The organism is Staphylococcus sp. GDY8P72P (assembly GCF_016890655.1).
Lineage (GTDB): Bacteria > Bacillota > Bacilli > Staphylococcales > Staphylococcaceae > Staphylococcus > Staphylococcus arlettae.
Genome location: NZ_JAFEQJ010000021.1, coordinates 1 through 19,672, shown reverse-complemented (window position 1 = coordinate 19,672; position 19,672 = coordinate 1). Strand labels below are relative to the sequence as shown.

The following is a 19,672-nucleotide window of genomic DNA, read 5'->3' as shown; positions in this document are numbered from 1 at the left end:
TATGTATTTTGAAAGTTATCGACCACAATTAATTCAAGATGTAATGGATTTTTATATACAATCCCACGATAGACAGTTTACTAAAACACCCGAAGATAACATTAAATTAGCAGAGCTTGATAATGAACGTTGTCCGACATTGGTCTACAATGATCGTCAGCAGTGCATCGCCTTTTTTACTTTGCATTTTGGTGAAGGGATAAAACCGTATACTACAAATGAACAAGCAGTGTTTTTTCGTTCATTTGGTGTCGACGCGCGTTATCGCAATCTCGGCATTGGTACAGCAGTAATCCAAGCGTTGCCACAATACATACATGAACAATTTCCTATGATTACCGAAATTTATTTAGCGGTCAATGACACAAATGAACAAGCACAACGATTATATGAACGTTGTGGTTATCAATATTGTGGTGAGGGTGAGTTAGAAGACAAACGCGTGTATATTTTAAAACAAATAATAACTTGAATGATGTGTAATGTGTTATGAAAATTGACACACTATGTTACGTTTCATAACGCATTTTTGCTTTTGCACTAACACCGGTATATGCTCCTAAAAAGGAGTGAAGTATATGAATATGTCAGATACATTGTTTGTTTTTCTATGTACATTACTGGTGTGGTTAATGACACCGGGACTAAGTCTTTTTTATGGTGGCTTAGTGCAATCTAAAAATGTTTTAAATACTGTAATGCAAAGTATGTCTGCTATTGTCATTGTAACTTTTGTGTGGGTTTTGGCAGGATTTTCGCTTAGTTTTGGTCAAGGCAATGGGTGGTTAGGAGATTTTAGTTTTCTAGGATTACACAACGTAGGATTTGCTACACATGAAAGTTTGTCGCCGCATGTGCCATTAGCTTTATTTATGTTATTTCAATTAATGTTTTGTACGATAGCGGTATCGATTTTATCAGGCTCGATTGCTGAAAAAATGAAATTTATACCATACTTAATATTTGTAGGTTTATGGGTATTGCTTGTTTATAGCCCAGTAGCTCATTGGGTATGGGGAGGCGGATGGATCGAACATTTAGGTGCGATTGATTATGCTGGCGGTACAGTAGTACACATTACGTCCGGTGTTTCAGGTTTAGTGTTAGCTGTAATGATTAAGGCTGGACATAATGTAGATAAACGACCTCCGCATAATTTAGTCATTACTTTAATTGGAGGAATCTTCGTATGGTTAGGTTGGTATGGCTTTAATGTTGGAAGTGCATTTACATTAGATAATATTGCAATACTTGCTTTTGTAAATACTGTCTTAGCAGCCAGTGCAGGTGCATTAGGTTGGTCAGTATTAGAATATATATCCAAACAAACAACAAGTTTAATTGGGATGTTGTCAGGTATGTTAGCTGGGCTTGTGGCTATTACGCCAGCAGCAGGCTTTGTTAACTATACAGAAGCAATAATCATGGCTTTAATTGGTGGTGGCTGTTGTTATTTAGTCATTAACTACATCAAGGTGAAACTCAACTATAATGATGCGTTGGATGCATTTGGGATTCATGGAATTGGAGGTATTGTTGGGGCGTTATTAACCGGAGTTTTCCAATCCAAAAACGCAAATCCTTCCATTGAAGACGGCTTACTTGCAGGAGGTCATTGGCAGGCAGTTGGTAGCCAATTCTTAGCGGTCTTTGTCACTATTATATTTAGTGTAGTTATGACATATATACTTGCACGCTGTATCGGTTATTGGACTTCACTGGCTACGACCAAAGATGAAGAACAGCTTGGACTGGATGAGACAGTGCACGGTGAACAAGCTTATTTTTATGGCGAAATGAATAAGTTCAAGCAACGCCGTTAATGTTGCACTTAGACAAGCAAAATGAGGCTGGGACAAATTAATAATGTCCCAGCCTCATGTCGTATTGTCAGTAGGTGGCTGAACTGATAACATGTTGCCACACAACTCTTTTAACTCAAATATTTCTCGCATTACTTATCATTATAAGTTGTTTTGGTACTACGTTGTTCTTTAACAATCAGCCAGGATGTTAACCATGCAGTTATAGGTATACTTATAGCAACGGCAATACCGCCAAGTAAAATAGTGACAAATTCTTGTGCGAAAATTTTAGAGTTTATAATATGGCCGAACGAGTATTTCAAATTGAAAAACCAAAAGAATAATGTCAGCTGGCCACCAAAATACGCGAGGTATATGGTATTGGCAGATGTTGCTAATATTTCACGACCTACACGCATACCGGAATGAAATAATTCGCTTTGTGTTAAATGCGGATTGGTATCATACAATTCATAAATGGGTGAACTAATCGTGATGGCTAAATCAATTACTGCAGCAATGACAGCCAAAATAACAGTAAAGACCATAAATTTTACCATATCTACGCCTATATTCATTGAAAAGATATATGTTTCGTCTTGTTGTTCTATCGTGAACCCTTGTAAGTGACCGACAGCTACGGAACAATAAATGGCTATAATTAATAATAAAGTCGTTAGGATAGTAGCGTAAAACGCAGCACGTGTTTTAATATTATAGCTATTTAGTACAAAAAGATTACACGCTGCAATAGCAATGCAAAAAATTAATGTAACTAGGTAAATAGGTGCGCCAAAAATAATAAAAACGATTGAAATAACTAAGATTATAAAATTTAAAAATAAAGTAAGGTAAGAAATTAGTCCTTTTTTACCTCCAAATATAAGCATCAGGACAAATAATATTAAACCTAAAATAGTAATTGCGCTCATTGCTTAACACCTCGCAATTTGAAGACCAGTTGCATCAAGATAATCGTTAATGGAATTGTTAAGACAATACCAATACCACCTGTGATTGCACGAGATATTTCTAAAGACCAATTGATAGAGAGCGTATAAGTTATAGTATTTGCGTTTTTTAAATAAATTAAAATCATTGGTAAACTACCAGATAAATATGAAAACAGCAAAATATTGGTCATTGTTCCCATAATATCTTGACCAATGTTACGCCCGGCTAATGCCCAACGTGTCATCTCGATGTTGGGACTACGACGTAAAATTTCATACATACCACTCGCTATCGTAATAGCTACATCCATTACTGCACCAAGTGAGCCGACGATAACGGATGCTAAAAAGATAGTTTTAGGCGGTAACGTTAAAAAACTCATCGTTTCAAATTTCATCCCAGCACCATCCGTTGCTTGAATAACACCATAGGTAATTCCTATACAAAGGAAGGTGCCCAGAAGGGTGCTGATAATCGTGACAAACGTTCGCCAATGCCAACCGGTAATTAGCAATAAGGTAATCGTAGTTGATAATGTAATAGCGATACTCATTAACCAGAATAAACTAGTGTTAGGAAACTGGAGATGAAGATATATTGCTGCCAATATAGCTATGGTATTGAATATAAGGGATAGAATAGACTGAATACCGACCTTTTTACCTACTAATAAAATGACGAGTAAAAAAATACCCATGACTACCACAACGAGACTATCACGTTTCTTTTCTACAATATAACCATCGCTTGGTTTTTTATCGATATGCATGAGTACTTTGTTGCCAGGTGAAAAAGTTTCACTGTCTGCTTGAGACTCTGTATATTCGTGTTTGATTTTAGTCGTTTCACCTTGGTATTTGCCATTCAACATATGTATGGTCAATTGATCTTGGTGCTTTGTATCATGGTTATGATGTTCATCGACAACCTGTTCGGTTTTCAGGTTTTGGATATTCGTAATTTGACCAATAGGTGTACGGTACATTTGGTCGTTTACTAAAGTGAAGATAAATACACAGATAAAAATAATACAAAATAATGTAATACTCCAAACAAATGGAGATTTAAACTGTCTTTTAAGGTTCATGTAGCGGACTCCAAACATTTAGTATTGTGACAGTGTGATTATACGCTTTGAATTTTAGGAATTCAAAAAATTGTATAACGATCAAAGATATGATGCATATGATTAATGATATGTAGCATCACGACTTAACAAAGTGATAATCGTGTTTTTGAGTAACGCCATATCGTGTTTACGATTGTCTTTGCGTGTCGCACAACAAATAGTTCGTTTTAATTCAGTGTGGGCTAAAGAGATTTCTACCCATTTATTGTTAGGTTTATCAATAATGTGATAGGACGGTGCAATTATAAAACCACGATTATGTGTTAATAAATATTTTGCTAATTGTTTGTGTGTAATTATACGTACGGGTTGTTGTATTTGCTGTTCAAGGGTGTGCTTGATTGATTGTGGTGTTGCGTATAATTGATAAATGGTTTTGTCTTTAAATTGTGATAAAGGTGGATTGGTTGCTAATGCAATCGGGTCTTTTTTAGGTACACAAATATTATAAGTTTCCTCAAATAATGGAATGGTATCAAGGTCTCGGTGTTGTTTGATATCAGTGGATAAATCCATAAAAGCAACGTCGATTTGGTCAGATAGTAACGCGTTGGTGATTTCGTTTTCTTCCATTAACATAGGTTCTATTTTAGATTCGCTTTGACCTTCGAAGGTTTGAATTAATAAACTTAGCATTTGAGCAGTATAGCTTTCAACATAACCGATACGAATAACATAATGGTTTGTTTCAGATTGGTTATGAAATAAACGAACAGTGTCCTCAGCTTGTTCGACGATTTTGTTGGCTTCAGCAAGCAATTTATGACCATCATCTGTTAAATGGATATTACGACCTTCACGTTTGAAGAGCGTTACGTTTAACTCACGCTCTAAATGACTGATTTGTCTACTAATGGCAGATTGCGCAATGTCTAATTCTAATGCAGCTTCAGAAAGATGCTCTCTTTTAGCAACTTCAATAAAATATTTTAATTGTTTGATTTCCATGACCATACTCCTTTTTACACAATCGTTCTATTAATTAGAATAATATCATCTATTTTATATATTGAACAGATTGATTAGGTGCTATATAGTAATTCTACGTAATGAATATTCTGAATTTTCGTAAAAGGGGTGAATGTCATGCTCGAATCTGTAAAAAATGTGGGCTTATATGATAGTAGAGAAGAACATGATGCGTGTGGTATAGGGTTTTATGCCAACATGGATAACAAAAGAACACACGATATTGTTGATAAATCATTGGAGATGTTGCGTCGATTAGATCATCGTGGTGGTATTGGTTCTGATGGAATGACAGGTGATGGTGCAGGTATCATGACAGAGATTCCATTTGAATTTTTCGCTAATCATGTTGATATTGATTTGCCGGCTGAAGGTCACTATGCAGTAGGGCTCTTTTTTGCTAATGAATCTATTGTAGGGACAAAGCATGAAGAGCAATTCAATGCATATTTTGCTGAAGAGGGCATGACGGTATTAGGCTACAGAGAAGTTCCGGTCAATACTGATGCTATTGCACCACATGTTGCGAAAACGATGCCGGTAATTCAGCAAGTTTTTGTAGCACTAAATGATGTGTCGACTATAGATAAAGCATTGTTTTTAGCACGTAAACAAATCGAATATTACAGTGAAACACAAGGCTTAGCATTGTATTTTACGAGTTTATCGCATAAAACGATTGTTTATAAAGGTTGGTTGCGTTCCGATCAAATTAAACGTCTATATATAGATTTAACTCATGAATCTTATATTTCTAAGTTAGGTTTAGTACATTCACGATTTAGTACTAATACATTTCCAAGTTGGAAACGTGCGCACCCTAATCGCCTATTAATGCATAATGGGGAAATTAATACGATAAAAGGTAATGTGAATTGGATGCGTGCACGACAAGAACGATTAGTAGATACTGTTTTTGGAAAAGATAAACATAAAATTAAAACAATTGTAGATGAAGATGGTAGTGATTCGGCAATAGTCGATAATGCCTTAGAATTTTTAGCGTTAGCGATGGAACCTGAAAAAGCAGCGATGCTGTTAATTCCTGAACCTTGGTTATACAACAAAACTAATGATGCGAATGTTCGCGCATTTTATGAGTATTACAGTTACCTCATGGAGCCGTGGGATGGACCGACGATGATTTCGTTTTGTAATGGTGATAAAATTGGCGCGTTAACAGATAGAAATGGTTTACGACCAGGACGTTATACAATTACCGAAGATAACTACATTGTTTATTCATCAGAAGTTGGAGTTATCGATGTGCCTGAGGAACAAGTTGCTTTCAAAGGACAGTTAAATCCTGGGAAGTTGTTGCTTGTAGATTTCAACCAAAATAAAGTGATTGAAAATAATGAGCTGAAAGCAAAAATTGCTGACGAGTTACCATATGAAAGTTGGCTAAGCCAATTTAAAGAAGATTTAGAGTTAGCTCAAGTGCAATATCAGCCTTCAAAGTGGGATGAGGAGACATTATCACGTTTACAAAGACAATTTGTCTACACTAAAGAAGAAATAGACAAATATATGACTGAAATAGTTGAAAATAAAAAGGATCCAATTGGTGCAATGGGATATGACGTGCCGGTAGCTGTCTTGAATGCTAAAGATGAATCATTGTTCAACTATTTTAAACAGCTATTTGCGCAAGTTACAAATCCACCAATCGATGCTTATCGTGAAAAGATAGTAACAAGTGAGCTGTCTTATTTAGGAAGTGAAGGTAATTTATTACAACCTAATGAAGATGCTTTAAGTCGTGTTCAATTACAAAAACCGGTATTAACAGAAGCGCAATTAGCTAAAATTGAAAATAGTCGTTTTAATGTGCAACGTTTGTCGACATTATACAGTCGTCGTTTAGAGGATGCTTTAGATGAATTAGGTGAACAAGCGATTGCAGCAGTGAAACAAGGTAAGGAAATAATAGTGCTTGACGATAGTGGATTAGTTGATGACACTGGTTTTGCTATGCCTATCTTACTAGCAGTCAGTCATATTCACCAACTGTTAATAACGCAGAATTTACGTATGGATACAAGTATTGTTGCGTTATCAGGGGAAACGCGTGAAGTACACCATGTAGCGTGTTTATTAGGCTACGGAGCGAATGCGGTCGTGCCGTATTTAGCGCAACGTACTATTGAAGATTTAACTAAAGATGGTCGTTTGTCTGGTGAAGTAATTGCTAATGTCCAAACATATACAGACACACTTTCTGAAGGTGTAATTAAAGTTATGGCGAAAATGGGTATTTCCACAGTTCAAAGTTATCAAGGGGCACAAATTTTTGAAGCTGTAGGTTTAAGTCATGATGTGGTTGATCGTTATTTCACAGGCACGCAATCAAAATTGTCAGGAATCTCAATTGACATGATTGATCAAGAAAATAAAGCGCGTCAAAGTGCAACATCACCTTATATTGAGTCGGGAAGTACATTCCAATGGCGTAAACAAGGCCAACGTCATGCGTTTAATCCGACATCCATTCATTTATTACAACATGCATGTCGTTTAAATGATTATGAGAAATTCAAAGCCTTTTCTGAAGAAGTCAATACAAAACGTACAGACCATATTCGGCATTTAATGGAATTTAAGCAACAAACACCGATTGATATTACTGAAGTAGAACCAGCGAGTGATATCGTGCGACGCTTTAATACAGGTGCTATGAGTTACGGTTCGATTTCAGCAGAAGCGCATCAAACATTAGCGGAAGCGATGAATCGTATTGGTGGTAAAAGTAATAGTGGTGAAGGTGGAGAAAACCCAGAACGTTATATTATTGACGAAGAAGGACGTAATCATTCAAGTGCTATTAAACAAGTAGCTTCAGGTCGTTTTGGAGTAACGAGTGATTATTTACAACATGCGAAAGAAATTCAAATTAAAGTTGCGCAAGGCGCTAAACCAGGGGAAGGCGGACAATTGCCAGGTAGTAAAGTTTATCCGTGGATTGCGGAAGTAAGGGGTTCAACACCAGGAATAGGTTTGATTTCACCACCTCCACATCACGATATTTATTCAATAGAAGACTTAGCGCAGTTAATACATGATTTGAAAAATGCGAATAAAGATGCTGATATCACAGTGAAATTAGTGTCGAAAACAGGAGTAGGCACGATTGCTGCAGGTGTAGCGAAAGCCTATGCAGATAAAATTGTTATTAGTGGTTATGATGGCGGAACAGGTGCATCACCGAAAACAAGTATTCAACATGCTGGCGTTCCGTGGGAAGTAGGTTTAGCCGAAACGCACCAAACACTTATGATGAATGATTTGAGATCACGTGTAAAAGTAGAAACGGATGGCAAATTACTTACTGGTAAAGATGTAGCTTACGCTTGTGCTTTAGGTGCTGAAGAATTTGGTTTTGCTACAGCACCATTAGTAGTACTTGGATGTATTATGATGCGTGTGTGTCATAAAGATACATGTCCAGTAGGCATTGCAACACAAAACCAAGATTTACGTGCATTATTTAATGGACGTGCAGATCATGTAGTGAATTTCATGCATTTTGTAGCTGAAGAATTACGTGAGATTTTAGCGCAACTTGGCTTGAAATCCGTAGATGAACTTGTGGGACGCACAGATTTATTACAACGTGCACCTTACCAAAAACAGCGACCTAAAGCGAATACAATGGATATTGAAGCTTTGTTGTATCAACATGATGGTGAACGTCATAAATCAATTGAACAAAATCATCATTTAGACGAAGGCTTTGATTTAACACAATTATTCCCAGATGCTCAAGCAGCGATCAACGATGGTAAGACTTATAAAGGAAACTATCAATTAAAAAATGAACAACGTGATGTAGGCGTAATTACAGGTAGTGCTATCACGCGTGTTCATGGTGCAGAAGGTATGGCTGAAGATAGTATCAATGCCTATACAAATGGTCATGCAGGACAAAGTCTAGCAGCTTATACACCTAGAGGCTTAACGATTCATCACACAGGTGATGCTAATGACTATGTTGGTAAAGGATTATCTGGCGGCAAAATCATTGTTAACGCTCCTAATGCAGCGCGAGAGAATGAAATTATTGTTGGTAATGTATGTTTTTACGGTGCTTCTCATGGTAAAGCATTTATCAATGGACGTGCAGGCGAACGTTTCTGTATTAGAAATAGTGGTGTGCAAGTTGTAGTCGAAGGCATAGGGGACCATGGATTAGAATATATGACTGGTGGACGTGTAGTCATATTAGGAGATGTAGGTAAAAACTTTGGTCAAGGTATGAGTGGCGGAGTTAGTTATATCTTCCCATCAGATGTTGAACAATTCAAACAAGATAACGCCTTAGATACACTCGACTTTGATGAAGTGACGGTCGATGAAGAACGTTCTGTCTTAAGAGAAATGCTTGAAGAACATGTGAAATATACAAATAGTAAAAAAGCACAAGCACTTCTGCAAGACTTTGAACATATTGAAAGTAAGGTTGTCAAAGTAATACCAAAAGATTTCAAATTAATGATGCAGAAAATTGACTTACAAAAGCAAACAACACCGCAACTAGACGAGGCATTGCTTAAAGCATTTAATGATGAGCGCACACATATAGAAACTGACAAACCATTGTCGGCAGTATATTAAATCATAAGGGGGGATTTGCATGGGTGAATTTAAAGGATTTATGAATTATGACAAACAACAATTAGATGAGTTGTCATTAGTTGATCGTTTAAAGCATCATGCTGCAATACAACATAGATTTACTCGGGAAGAGGCATCTGTACAAGGTGCACGTTGTATGGATTGTGGTACGCCATTTTGCCAAACGGGGGAGCCTTTCGGTCGTGAGACGATAGGCTGTCCAATTGGTAACTATATTCCTGAATGGAATGATTTGGTATACAAAAAAGATTTTAAAACTGCGTATGAACGATTAAGTGAAACAAACAACTTTCCAGAATTTACAGGTTATGTTTGTCCAGCACCTTGTGAGCAATCATGTGTCATGAAAATTAATCGTGAATCTGTAGCAATCAAAGGTATTGAGCGTACCATTATAGATGAAGCATTTGAAAATGGCTGGGTACAGCCTACACCACCAAAAAAACGTAAACAAGAACGGGTAGCTATTGTGGGTAGTGGCCCGGCAGGTTTAACAGCGGCGGATGAGTTGAATAAATTAGGTTACAAAGTCACGGTATATGAACGCGCACAAGAAGCGGGTGGTTTATTGATGTATGGTATTCCTAATATGAAACTAGATAAAGATGTAGTGCGTCGTAGAATTCGTGTGATGGAGCAATCAGGTATCGAATTTCAAACTGGCATAGAAATCGGTGTTGATATTTCTAAAGAAGACTTAACAGAAGCGTATGATGCGATAGTGTTATGTACAGGTTCGCAAAACGCACGTGATCTACCATTAGAAGGACGTATGGGCCAAGGTATTCATTTTGCAATGGATTATTTAACTGAACAAGCACAGTACTTAAATGGTGAAATTAGTGAAACTACGATTTCAGCTGAAGGTAAAAATGTAGTCGTCATTGGTGCTGGTGATACAGGTGCAGACTGTGTAGCTACTGCATTACGTGAAAACTGTAAATCTATCGTCCAATTCAATAAATATACGAAACAAGCAGAAGCTTTTGAATTTGAAGAAAATACCCATTGGCCATTACCGATGCCGGTCTTTAAGATGGATTATGCGCATAAAGAATACGAAGCGAAATTTGGTTTTGAGCCACGCGCATACGGTGTTCAAACGATGCGTTATGATGTGGATCATATAGGTAACGTCAAAGGAGTGTATACTCAAATATTAGAAGAAACTGATGAAGGTATGATGATTGTGGATGGTACAGAGCGTCACTGGCCAGCAGATTTAGTATTGTTGTCCATTGGATTTATAGGTACAGAAACTACAGTACCCCACGCGTTTAATGTACAAACTGAACGCAACAAAATTGTGGCTGACAACAAAGATTTCAGAACTAATCAAGCCAAAATTTTTGCTGCTGGTGATGCACGCAGAGGTCAAAGTTTAGTAGTGTGGGCGATTCAAGAAGGCAGAGCTGTAGCGGATGCTGTAAACAGTTACTTACTAGAGAAAACGCCAGTATAGCTATAAAAATTATATTGACTTTTGAAACGGGCTATAATATCATTGATGTTGTGTTCGTTTGGAGGAATACCCAAGTCCGGCTGAAGGGATCGGTCTTGAAAACCGACAGGGGCTTAACGGCTCGCGGGGGTTCGAATCCCTCTTCCTCCGCCATTAAGAAGTAATCCAAGACTAATAGATACAAAAGGCAAGTATTCAAGTTGTTATTGAATATTTGCCTTTTTTATTTGTCTAAAACTCATAAGATAGCTCTTATACCCATTGTTATCAGTAAAGTGAAAGAAATAAAATGAAAACCTTTACATAACTTGTCTATACATGTATACTTTCTATAAAGATTAAGTGAATGGGAGTGATCTATCTTGGCTGTAAATAAAAAGGATGTTCAAGATATTGTTGCAGCAATTGGGGGAAAGGACAACGTTGACACTGCCACACATTGTGTGACGCGTTTACGATTGGTTTTAAAAGATGATGCTAAAGTAGATAAGGACAAGTTAAGTGATAATAAATTAGTAAAAGGACAGTTTAAAGCAGACAATCAATATCAAATAGTAATCGGTCCAGGTACTGTTGATGAAGTCTATAGTCAATTTATCGAAGAAACGGGGCAAACAGAAGCATCAAAAGATGATGCCAAAGCTGCTGCTGCCAAAAAAGGTAATGTAGTACAAAGGCTTATTAAATTATTAGGTGATATTTTTATACCTATTTTACCTGCCATTGTTACAGCCGGTTTGTTAATGGGGATTAACAACTTATTGACGATGGAAGATTTATTCGGACCAGATCCGTTAGTTAAGCAGTTTCCGCAACTCGGTGATATTTCTGATATCATAAATGTTATTGCCAATACTGCATTTACGTTTTTACCAGCTTTAATTGGTTGGAGCAGTATGAAAGTGTTTGGCGGAAGTCAAATTCTTGGGTTAGTACTTGGGTTAGTTTTGATGAATCCACAATTAGTATCGCAATATGATATTGCAAAAGGTAATATTCCAACGTGGGATTTATTTGGATTAGAGATTAAACAGTTAAACTATCAAGGTCAAGTGTTACCGATTTTACTTGCAGCTTATGTGTTAGCTCAAATTGAAAAATTCCTTAACAAACGTGTGCACGATTCTATTAAGATGTTAGTAGTAGGACCAGTAGCGTTGTTAATTACAGGATTTTTAGCATTTATCGTCATAGGCCCACTTGCATTATGGATAGGTGGAGGCATTACTAGTGCTGTTACATTTATTTTCCAACATGCAGGTTGGTTAGGTGGTGCCATTTATGGATTATTATACGCGCCACTTGTAATTACAGGTTTACATCATATGTTCTTGGCAGTAGATTTCCAATTGATGGGTAGTCAGTTAGGAGGTACTTACCTCTGGCCGATAGTAGCAATTTCAAATATTTGTCAAGGTTCAGCAGCTTTCGGTGCTTGGTATATTTACAAAAAACGTAAAATGGCCAAAGAACAAGGGCTTGCAGTAACTTCCGGAGTTTCAGGATTTTTAGGTGTTACAGAACCTGCAATGTTCGGTGTCAATTTACCATTGAAATATCCATTTATTGCAGCTATTACAACATCATGTATTTTAGGTGCCTTTATTGGCGCTAGTCGTGTGTTAGGTAATGTTGGTGTAGGTGGAGTACCAGCGTTCATTTCTATTCAAAAAGATTTTTGGGTTGTGTACTTAATATGTACTGTCATTGCAATGATCGTACCATTTATTTTAACTATTATCTTTTCTAAGTTTGCGAAAGATAATACGAAAGAATTAGTAGAAGAGTAAGTAGGTAATTGAATTAATATCAAGTGAAAATTAAACTCGCTAGTACGTTTATAGCGAGTTTTTATTTAATAATAAAAGAAGGTGGAATGTACTATGGCACATAACGACTGGAGAAAGTCGGTTGTTTATCAAATTTATCCAAAATCGTTTAATGATACGACGGGTAATGGTGAAGGAGATATTAATGGCATAATTGAAAAGTTGGATTATCTACAGTATTTAGGTGTTGACTACCTTTGGTTGACGCCGATATATGAATCACCAATGAATGATAATGGGTATGATATTAGCGATTACTATAAGATTAATGAACGTTTTGGAACAATCGAAGAATTTGAAACACTAATTAGTGAAGCACATAAACGCGATCTCAAGGTTATGTTAGATATTGTAATTAATCACACGTCAACCCAACATGAGTGGTTTAAACAAGCGTATTCGGCGAAAGACAGTCAGTATAGAGATTACTATTTCTTTAGAAAATCTTCAGATGGACAGCCTCCTACGAATTGGGAATCTAAATTTGGAGGTAATGCATGGCAGTATGACGCTGACACAGATGAGTATTATTTACACCTTTTTGATGTTACCCAAGCTGATTTGAATTGGGATAATAAGGCTGTACGTGATGCACTATATGACATGATCAATCATTGGATTGATTTTGGTGTTGATGGTTTTCGTTTTGATGTAATTAATTTGATTTCAAAAGGTGAATTTAAAGATTCTGACAAGATAGGTAAAGAATTTTATACAGATGGGCCACGTGTACATGAGTATTTACATGAAATGAACCGTCGTACTTTTGGTGATAAACCGATGATGACGGTAGGAGAAATGTCATCTACGACTATCGATAATTGTGTTAAGTATACGAATCCAGAACGACAAGAGTTAAGTAGTGTCTTCAATTTCCATCATTTGAAAGTAGATTATGTTGATGGCGAAAAATGGTCGAATGCTAAACTAGATTTCATTAAATTGAAAGAAATTTTGATGGAGTGGCAATTAGGTATATATGAAGGTGGCGGCTGGAATGCTATTTTTTGGTGTAACCATGACCAACCACGTGTAGTTTCTAGATTTGGGGACGATTCAACGCCAGAATTGCATCAAAGTAGTGCTAAAATGTTGGCAATTGTGCTGCATATGTTGCAAGGTACACCTTATATCTATCAAGGCGAAGAAATCGGCATGACTGATCCGTACTTTAGTGACATAAGTCAGTATAGAGATGTAGAATCACTCAACGCTTATCGTAAAATGAAACAAGACGGATATGCTGAAGATGAAATCATTGAAATTTTAGGGCAAAAATCACGAGATAATGCTAGAACACCAGTGCAATGGACAAATGAAGCTAATGCAGGATTTACTTCAGGTACGCCATGGATTGATATTCCTAATAACTACGATGTCATCAACGTAGAAGCGGCGATTAACGACCCGAACTCAGTATTACACACATACAAAAAGTTAATTGACTTACGCCATAACAACGATATTATTACGTACGGTAGTATAGAGCCTCTTTATATGGACCATAATGAATTGTTTGTATACAAACGCCATTATCAAGGTGCAACGTGGTTAGTTATAGCGAACTTCTCTAAAGAGTCTGTTGCCTTACCAGATGACTTGAATATTGATGGAGAATATATTGTACAAAATGGTGAGATACAGCATAATATATTAAGTGGTTTTGGAGCGGTAGTCATCGCTCAATAATTAAGTAAAAGAGTTGGCTGTTATGACGAAGAAAAAATTTATAACTATATATGAAGCATTGAAAGAAGAGATATTAGATGGAAGTTTGTCATACGGTGATCAAATTCCGTCAGAAAATGATTTAGTGCAAACTTACCAAGCATCACGTGAAACAGTAAGAAAAGCTTTGCATCTGTTAGTGAGTGATGGCATGATTCAAAAAATTAGAGGCAAAGGATCCATTGTCATTTATCAACAGCTAACTGAGTTCCCATTTGCAGATTTAATGAGCTTTAATGAAGTGAAAAACGAACGCGCACTCAAACACGCGACAAAAGTTCTGAAATTAGAACTTATTCCAGCAAGCGATGTTCCAATGGTTAAAGACAAGTTAGGATTAGCGCTGGGTGCCAAACTATGGCATATAGTTAGAGTGCGAACGGTTAATGGCCAAGTTAAAATTTTAGACGAAGATTATTTAGTCGAGTCTATCATTCCAAAAATAACTTTAGATATTGCACAACAATCAATTTATCAACACATTGAAGAAACATTAGGCTTAGAGATAAGTTATGCTAATAAATCTATTACTTTTGAAGCGTTTGGTGAGCAAGAAAAACGTGTTTTTGGTCCAGTCGAACCACCATATACGGCCACAGTTAGAGGCGTCGTACATTTAAAAAATACAGAACGTTTTCAATATACTGTGTCTAAACATATAGCGACTGAATTTAGGTTTAATGACTTTTCACGGCGTCGCAAATTATAACAAATGCGCAATATACTTTAAGACTGTGTAAAAAATTATTAAGGCATTTTAAACGTTTAGCTTGCATTAATTAATGATTTTATAGTAATATAAAGTTTGCCGTGCTAGGTGGGGAGGTAGCGGTTCCCTGTACTCGAAATCCGCTTTACGCGAGACTTAATTCCTTTGCTAAGGGTACGTTTTTGTGAAGTCTGCCCAAAGCACGTAGTGTTTGAAGATTTCGGTCCTATGCAATATGAACCCATGAATCATGTCAGGTCCTGACGGAAGCAGCATTAAGTGGATCATCATATGTGCCGTAGGGTTGCCGAGATTTAGCTGTCGACTTTGGTAACGTTTGTGATACTTATTCGAAGCAAAGGTGCACGGTTTTAATATTAAAAATTATACATTTACATAAATTTTGAGGCTGGGACAATATTGATTCGTCCTAGTCTCTTTTCATATTGGCAGTAGCTGACTGCATTGAAAATGCGCTTCAAACCGAGCTTTTTTNNGGGGTGGGACGACGAAATCATTTTTTTCAAAATCAGATTTCTGTCCCACTCCCTTTTATTCATTAGCTAATATATAGGTATATCGAAAGAAATAGTGTAGTATGTACATAAACGATAGCTGTACGGAGGGAAGATATGCAGATATATTTAAGTACTTTAACTGAAAGTGATTATGAAGCAAGTTTACAAACAATAGTAGAAGCCTTTCAAGATGTGTCAGAATCCAACCACGATGAACAAGAATTAGTAAAACGTATTCGTAGTGACGCAAATTATAATTATGAGCTTGAAGTCGTAGCTAAAAATGATGATGGTGAAGTGGTAGGGCATATTCTATTATCGGAGATTAAAATTGTGAGTGAACAAGCAACTTATACCGCATTAGCGTTAGCACCACTAGCTGTATTAAAACCTTATCGCAATCAAGGTATTGGCAAAGCTTTAGTGCAAGCAGGCGAAGAACGGGCTGCTGCTCAAGGCTATGATACAATTATTGTACTAGGTGAGCCAGATTACTATGGACGTTTAGGATATGAGGAAGCGGAGCAATATGGGATTTATTCGCCATTTGAGCTTCCGTCAGCTTATTTTATGGTGAAGTTTATTGCAGAAGATGCGCAGACAGCACCACGAGGAAAAGTCGTATATTCAGATGCGTTTAATGGATAGCCATGAACGAAAATTCAATGATATAATAATGAACGGATGTAAATGGAGGTGCGAAAGTGAATTATCAAGCTTTATATAGAATGTTTAGACCACAAGCGTTCAGTGACGTAGTAGGTCAAACACATGTCACCAAAACATTGCGCAATGCTATCTCAAAACAAAAGCAATCCCATGCTTATATTTTTAGTGGCCCAAGAGGTACTGGGAAAACGAGTATTGCAAAGGTGTTTGCGAAAGCAATCAACTGTGAACATAATGATGATGGTGAGCCGTGTAATGAATGTGCGATCTGTACAGGTATTACACAAGGTACCAATTCAGATGTTATTGAGATTGATGCGGCGAGTAACAATGGTGTAGATGAAATACGAAATATTAGAGATAAAGTAAAATATGCTCCAAGTGAATCACAGTATAAAGTTTACATTATCGATGAGGTTCACATGTTAACGACAGGTGCCTTCAATGCATTATTAAAAACACTCGAAGAGCCTCCAGCGCATGCGATATTTATTTTGGCTACAACAGAGCCGCATAAAATACCACCTACAATTATTTCACGTGCGCAGCGTTTTGATTTCAAGGCTATTAATGAAGAAGAAATCGTAGAGCGCTTGAAATTTGTTGCTGAAGAACAAGAAATTGATTATGACGACGAAGCACTTACTTTCATTGCTAAAACTTCTGAAGGTGGTATGCGAGATGCGCTGAGTATCATGGACCAAGCGATAGCCTTTGGAGATGAACACTTGACGCTTCAAGATGCACTGAATGTGACAGGAAGTGTTGATGAGGCTTCATTAAACCAATTATTCACAGAAATAATTGATGGCGATGTTAAATCAGCTTTTACTACGTATCACCAGTTTGTATCTGATGGTAAAGAGGTCAATCGTTTGATTAACGATATGATTTATTTTGTGCGTGATACGATAATGAATAAAACTTCTGAATCAACTGTAGAATATGACGCGTTAATGGGCTTTGAGTTAGAAACTTTATATCAAATGATTGATGTGATTAATGATACTTTAGTGTCGATACGTTTCAGCGTGAATCAAAATGTACATTTCGAAGTACTGTTGGTGAAATTATCAGAGATGATTAAAGGACAAGCTACTACTGTGCAACACGTGGCGACAACAAGTGTAGCAGCTGAACCAAATAACGATGTGTTATTACAACGAATGGAACAATTAGAAAATGAATTGAAAACATTGAAAGCCCAAGGCGTAGCAACTGCTGCTCCTACACAATCGACTAAAAAACAAGCGCCTAGCAGAGGAGCACAATCTAAAAATACTTTCTCTATGCAACAAATAGCTAAAGTGTTAGATAAAGCGAATAAAGATGATATCAAACTCTTAAAAGGTCATTGGGAAGAAGTTGTGGATCATGCCAAAACGAATGATATGAAATCACTCGTAAGTCTATTGCAAAATTCAGAGCCAGTAGCGGCAAGTGAAACACATGTACTGATTAAATTCGAAGAAGAAATACATTGTGAAATTGTAAATAAAGATGATGATAAAAGGGCTAATATTGAAAATGTAGTCTGCAACATCATAGATAAAACAGTCAAAGTAGTAGGTGTACCTTCTGATCAATGGATGCGTGTACGCTCTGAGTATCTACAAAATAGAAAGTCCGGACAATCTGACGAAACAACAAGTTCTGTAGAAGGTGAACATACAGCTGATACGTCAGAGGAAGTAGACGTCGTTCAAAAAGCAAAAGACTTATTTGGCGAAAATACAGTCAATGTTATTGACGAAGAGTGATACATGACAATAAATATAAAGGCATGTATAATATTAGGAAAGCATAATTATATAAATTATAATTAATACACTAAGGAGGATATACATTATGCGCGGTGGCGGAAATATGCAACAAATGATGAAACAAATGCAAAAAATGCAGAAGAAAATGGGCGAAGAACAAGAAAAGTTAAAAGAAGAACGCGTTGAAGGTACAGCAGGAGGCGGCATGGTTACTGTTACTGTAACAGGCCATAAAGAAGTTGTAGACGTGGTTATCAAAGAAGAAGCGGTTGATCCAGACGATGTAGAAATGTTACAAGACTTAGTGATTGCTGCTACGAATGAAGCTATGAATAAAGCAGATGAGTTAACTCAAGAACGCTTAGGCAAACACACTCAAGGCTTAAACATCCCTGGAATGTGATCCCATGCATTATCCTGAACCGATTTCTAAACTGATTGACAGTTTCATGAAACTGCCAGGCATTGGCCCTAAAACGGCACAACGTCTGGCATTTCATGTATTAGATATGAAAGAAGACGACGTTGTACAATTTGCAAAAGCGTTAGTAGATGTAAAAAGAGAATTAACTTATTGTAGTGAATGTGGCCATATCACAGAACAAGACCCATGTTATATTTGTCAAGATAAACAGCGAGATAGAACAATTATATGTGTAGTAGAAGATGATAAAGATGTAATCGCTATGGAAAAAATGCGTGAATATAAAGGTCTATACCATGTTTTACATGGTTCGATATCTCCGATGGATGGCATTGGACCAGAAGATATCAATATCCCAACATTAATTAATCGTTTAAAAGACGAAGGTGTGACAGAATTGATTTTAGCGATGAATCCAAACTTAGAAGGTGAATCTACAGCGATGTATATCTCTCGTTTAGTGAAACCTATTGGCATAAAAGTTACAAGACTAGCCCAAGGATTATCTGTGGGTGGAGATTTAGAGTACGCAGATGAAGTCACTTTATCGAAAGCGATAATGGGAAGAACAGAGATGTAAATAGTTATTTATATAGAAAAAACGAGTTTTGACATCATCCTTTTTAAGGTGATGTCTTTTTTTGTAAAAAACTTAAAAAAGTTTAAAGTTTGGTTTTTAAACATTTAAAGTTCATAACTTTAGAAGACTTTAGTAATATAACGTGAAAAAGCGTACTAAAAACGAAAATACCCAATATAAGTTTGGTTATTGGCTGTTTTGAGTTGGTATTGAGTGAGAGGAGTGTAAATTTTACTGTTGTCGACACCTTGAAAACCCTGTATAGTATTTACTTGTCGAGCGAAACAACACGATAACAACACAAATTAACACTCAAATTAATTTTAAAAAGCTATTGACTTCTTGAGTTATAGAGAGTATAATTAATTCTTGTGTTCGAAAGAACTTGAACGAATGAACATTGAAAAATGAATCGCAATATGTCAACTATAATTCCAAACGCAACGACAAGATCGTTGGTTTAAATGTGTTAGAGATAAAACACAAATTAGTATTTTA

The 19,672-nt window shown here is 36.6% G+C and carries 14 protein-coding genes, 1 tRNA gene and 1 other RNA gene; 13 read left to right on the top strand and 3 right to left on the bottom strand.

What is annotated here, in order from left to right:
• Window position 1: 1 nt before the first annotated feature.
• Together JVU85_RS09905 and JVU85_RS09900 are read left to right on the top strand one after the other, a co-directional pair.
• Complete coding sequence (locus JVU85_RS09905; RefSeq protein ID WP_151508175.1) at window positions 2–472, top strand: GNAT family N-acetyltransferase; 471 nt, start codon at window positions 2–4, stop codon at window positions 470–472.
• Window positions 473–578: 106 nt separating this feature from the next.
• The gene (locus JVU85_RS09900) at window positions 579–1,823 is read left to right on the top strand and encodes an ammonium transporter (RefSeq protein WP_103388573.1); all 1,245 of its coding nucleotides are present in this window, start codon (window positions 579–581) and stop codon (window positions 1,821–1,823) included.
• A gap of 131 nt (window positions 1,824–1,954) precedes the next feature.
• Here the strand turns inward: JVU85_RS09900 and JVU85_RS09895 are convergent, their stop codons facing one another.
• From JVU85_RS09895 to gltC, 3 genes are all read right to left on the bottom strand, one after another.
• Entirely contained in the window at window positions 1,955–2,737 is a 783-nt protein-coding gene (locus JVU85_RS09895) for a YibE/F family protein (protein ID WP_103388572.1), read from the bottom strand.
• Window positions 2,734–3,846 carry a YibE/F family protein gene (locus tag JVU85_RS09890; RefSeq protein ID WP_193325414.1) on the bottom strand — a complete coding sequence of 371 codons (1,113 nt, stop codon included), beginning with the start codon at window positions 3,844–3,846 and terminating at the stop codon, window positions 2,734–2,736. The genes JVU85_RS09895 and JVU85_RS09890 overlap by 4 nt, the downstream gene beginning before the upstream one ends.
• A 102-nt stretch (window positions 3,847–3,948) precedes the next feature.
• Window positions 3,949–4,836, bottom strand: coding sequence for a glutamate biosynthesis transcriptional regulator GltC (gltC, locus tag JVU85_RS09885; RefSeq protein ID WP_204172386.1), 888 nt, complete (start codon window positions 4,834–4,836; stop codon window positions 3,949–3,951).
• 138 nt (window positions 4,837–4,974) lie between these two features.
• On the opposite strand from gltC, the gene gltB reads away from it, so the two are divergent.
• From gltB to recR, 11 genes are all read left to right on the top strand, one after another.
• A complete protein-coding gene (gltB, locus tag JVU85_RS09880; RefSeq protein ID WP_204172384.1) occupies window positions 4,975–9,471 on the top strand; it encodes a glutamate synthase large subunit in 4,497 nt (1,498 codons plus the stop codon).
• 19 nt (window positions 9,472–9,490) lie between these two features.
• Window positions 9,491–10,954 (top strand): glutamate synthase subunit beta, encoded by a 1,464-nt coding sequence (locus tag JVU85_RS09875; RefSeq protein ID WP_021459294.1) that lies wholly within the window; start codon window positions 9,491–9,493, stop codon window positions 10,952–10,954.
• Between the two features lie 60 nt (window positions 10,955–11,014).
• Window positions 11,015–11,107: transfer RNA gene (locus JVU85_RS09870), tRNA-Ser, on the top strand.
• 209 nt (window positions 11,108–11,316) lie between these two features.
• On the top strand, window positions 11,317–12,744 hold the full coding sequence (gene treP / locus JVU85_RS09865; protein WP_193325411.1) for a PTS system trehalose-specific EIIBC component: 1,428 nt from the start codon (window positions 11,317–11,319) through the stop codon (window positions 12,742–12,744).
• A gap of 93 nt (window positions 12,745–12,837) precedes the next feature.
• Window positions 12,838–14,472 (top strand): alpha,alpha-phosphotrehalase, encoded by a 1,635-nt coding sequence (gene treC / locus JVU85_RS09860; protein WP_021459292.1) that lies wholly within the window; start codon window positions 12,838–12,840, stop codon window positions 14,470–14,472.
• 22 nt (window positions 14,473–14,494) lie between these two features.
• Window positions 14,495–15,220, top strand: coding sequence for a trehalose operon repressor (gene treR, locus JVU85_RS09855; RefSeq protein WP_021459291.1), 726 nt, complete (start codon window positions 14,495–14,497; stop codon window positions 15,218–15,220).
• Window positions 15,221–15,319: 99 nt separating this feature from the next.
• Window positions 15,320–15,589: signal recognition particle sRNA large type (gene ffs / locus JVU85_RS09850), an RNA gene on the top strand.
• A 263-nt stretch (window positions 15,590–15,852) separates the two neighbouring features.
• Window positions 15,853–16,386, top strand: a complete 534-nt coding sequence (locus JVU85_RS09845) for a GNAT family N-acetyltransferase (protein WP_204172382.1) — start codon at window positions 15,853–15,855, stop codon at window positions 16,384–16,386.
• Between the two features lie 56 nt (window positions 16,387–16,442).
• On the top strand, window positions 16,443–18,167 hold the full coding sequence (gene dnaX / locus JVU85_RS09840) for a DNA polymerase III subunit gamma/tau (protein WP_204172380.1): 1,725 nt from the start codon (window positions 16,443–16,445) through the stop codon (window positions 18,165–18,167).
• Window positions 18,168–18,255: 88 nt separating this feature from the next.
• A complete protein-coding gene (locus JVU85_RS09835; RefSeq protein WP_002510514.1) occupies window positions 18,256–18,573 on the top strand; it encodes a YbaB/EbfC family nucleoid-associated protein in 318 nt (105 codons plus the stop codon).
• Window positions 18,574–18,577: 4 nt separating this feature from the next.
• Complete coding sequence (recR, locus tag JVU85_RS09830) at window positions 18,578–19,174, top strand: recombination mediator RecR (protein ID WP_002510513.1); 597 nt, start codon at window positions 18,578–18,580, stop codon at window positions 19,172–19,174.
• Window positions 19,175–19,672 lie beyond the last annotated feature (498 nt).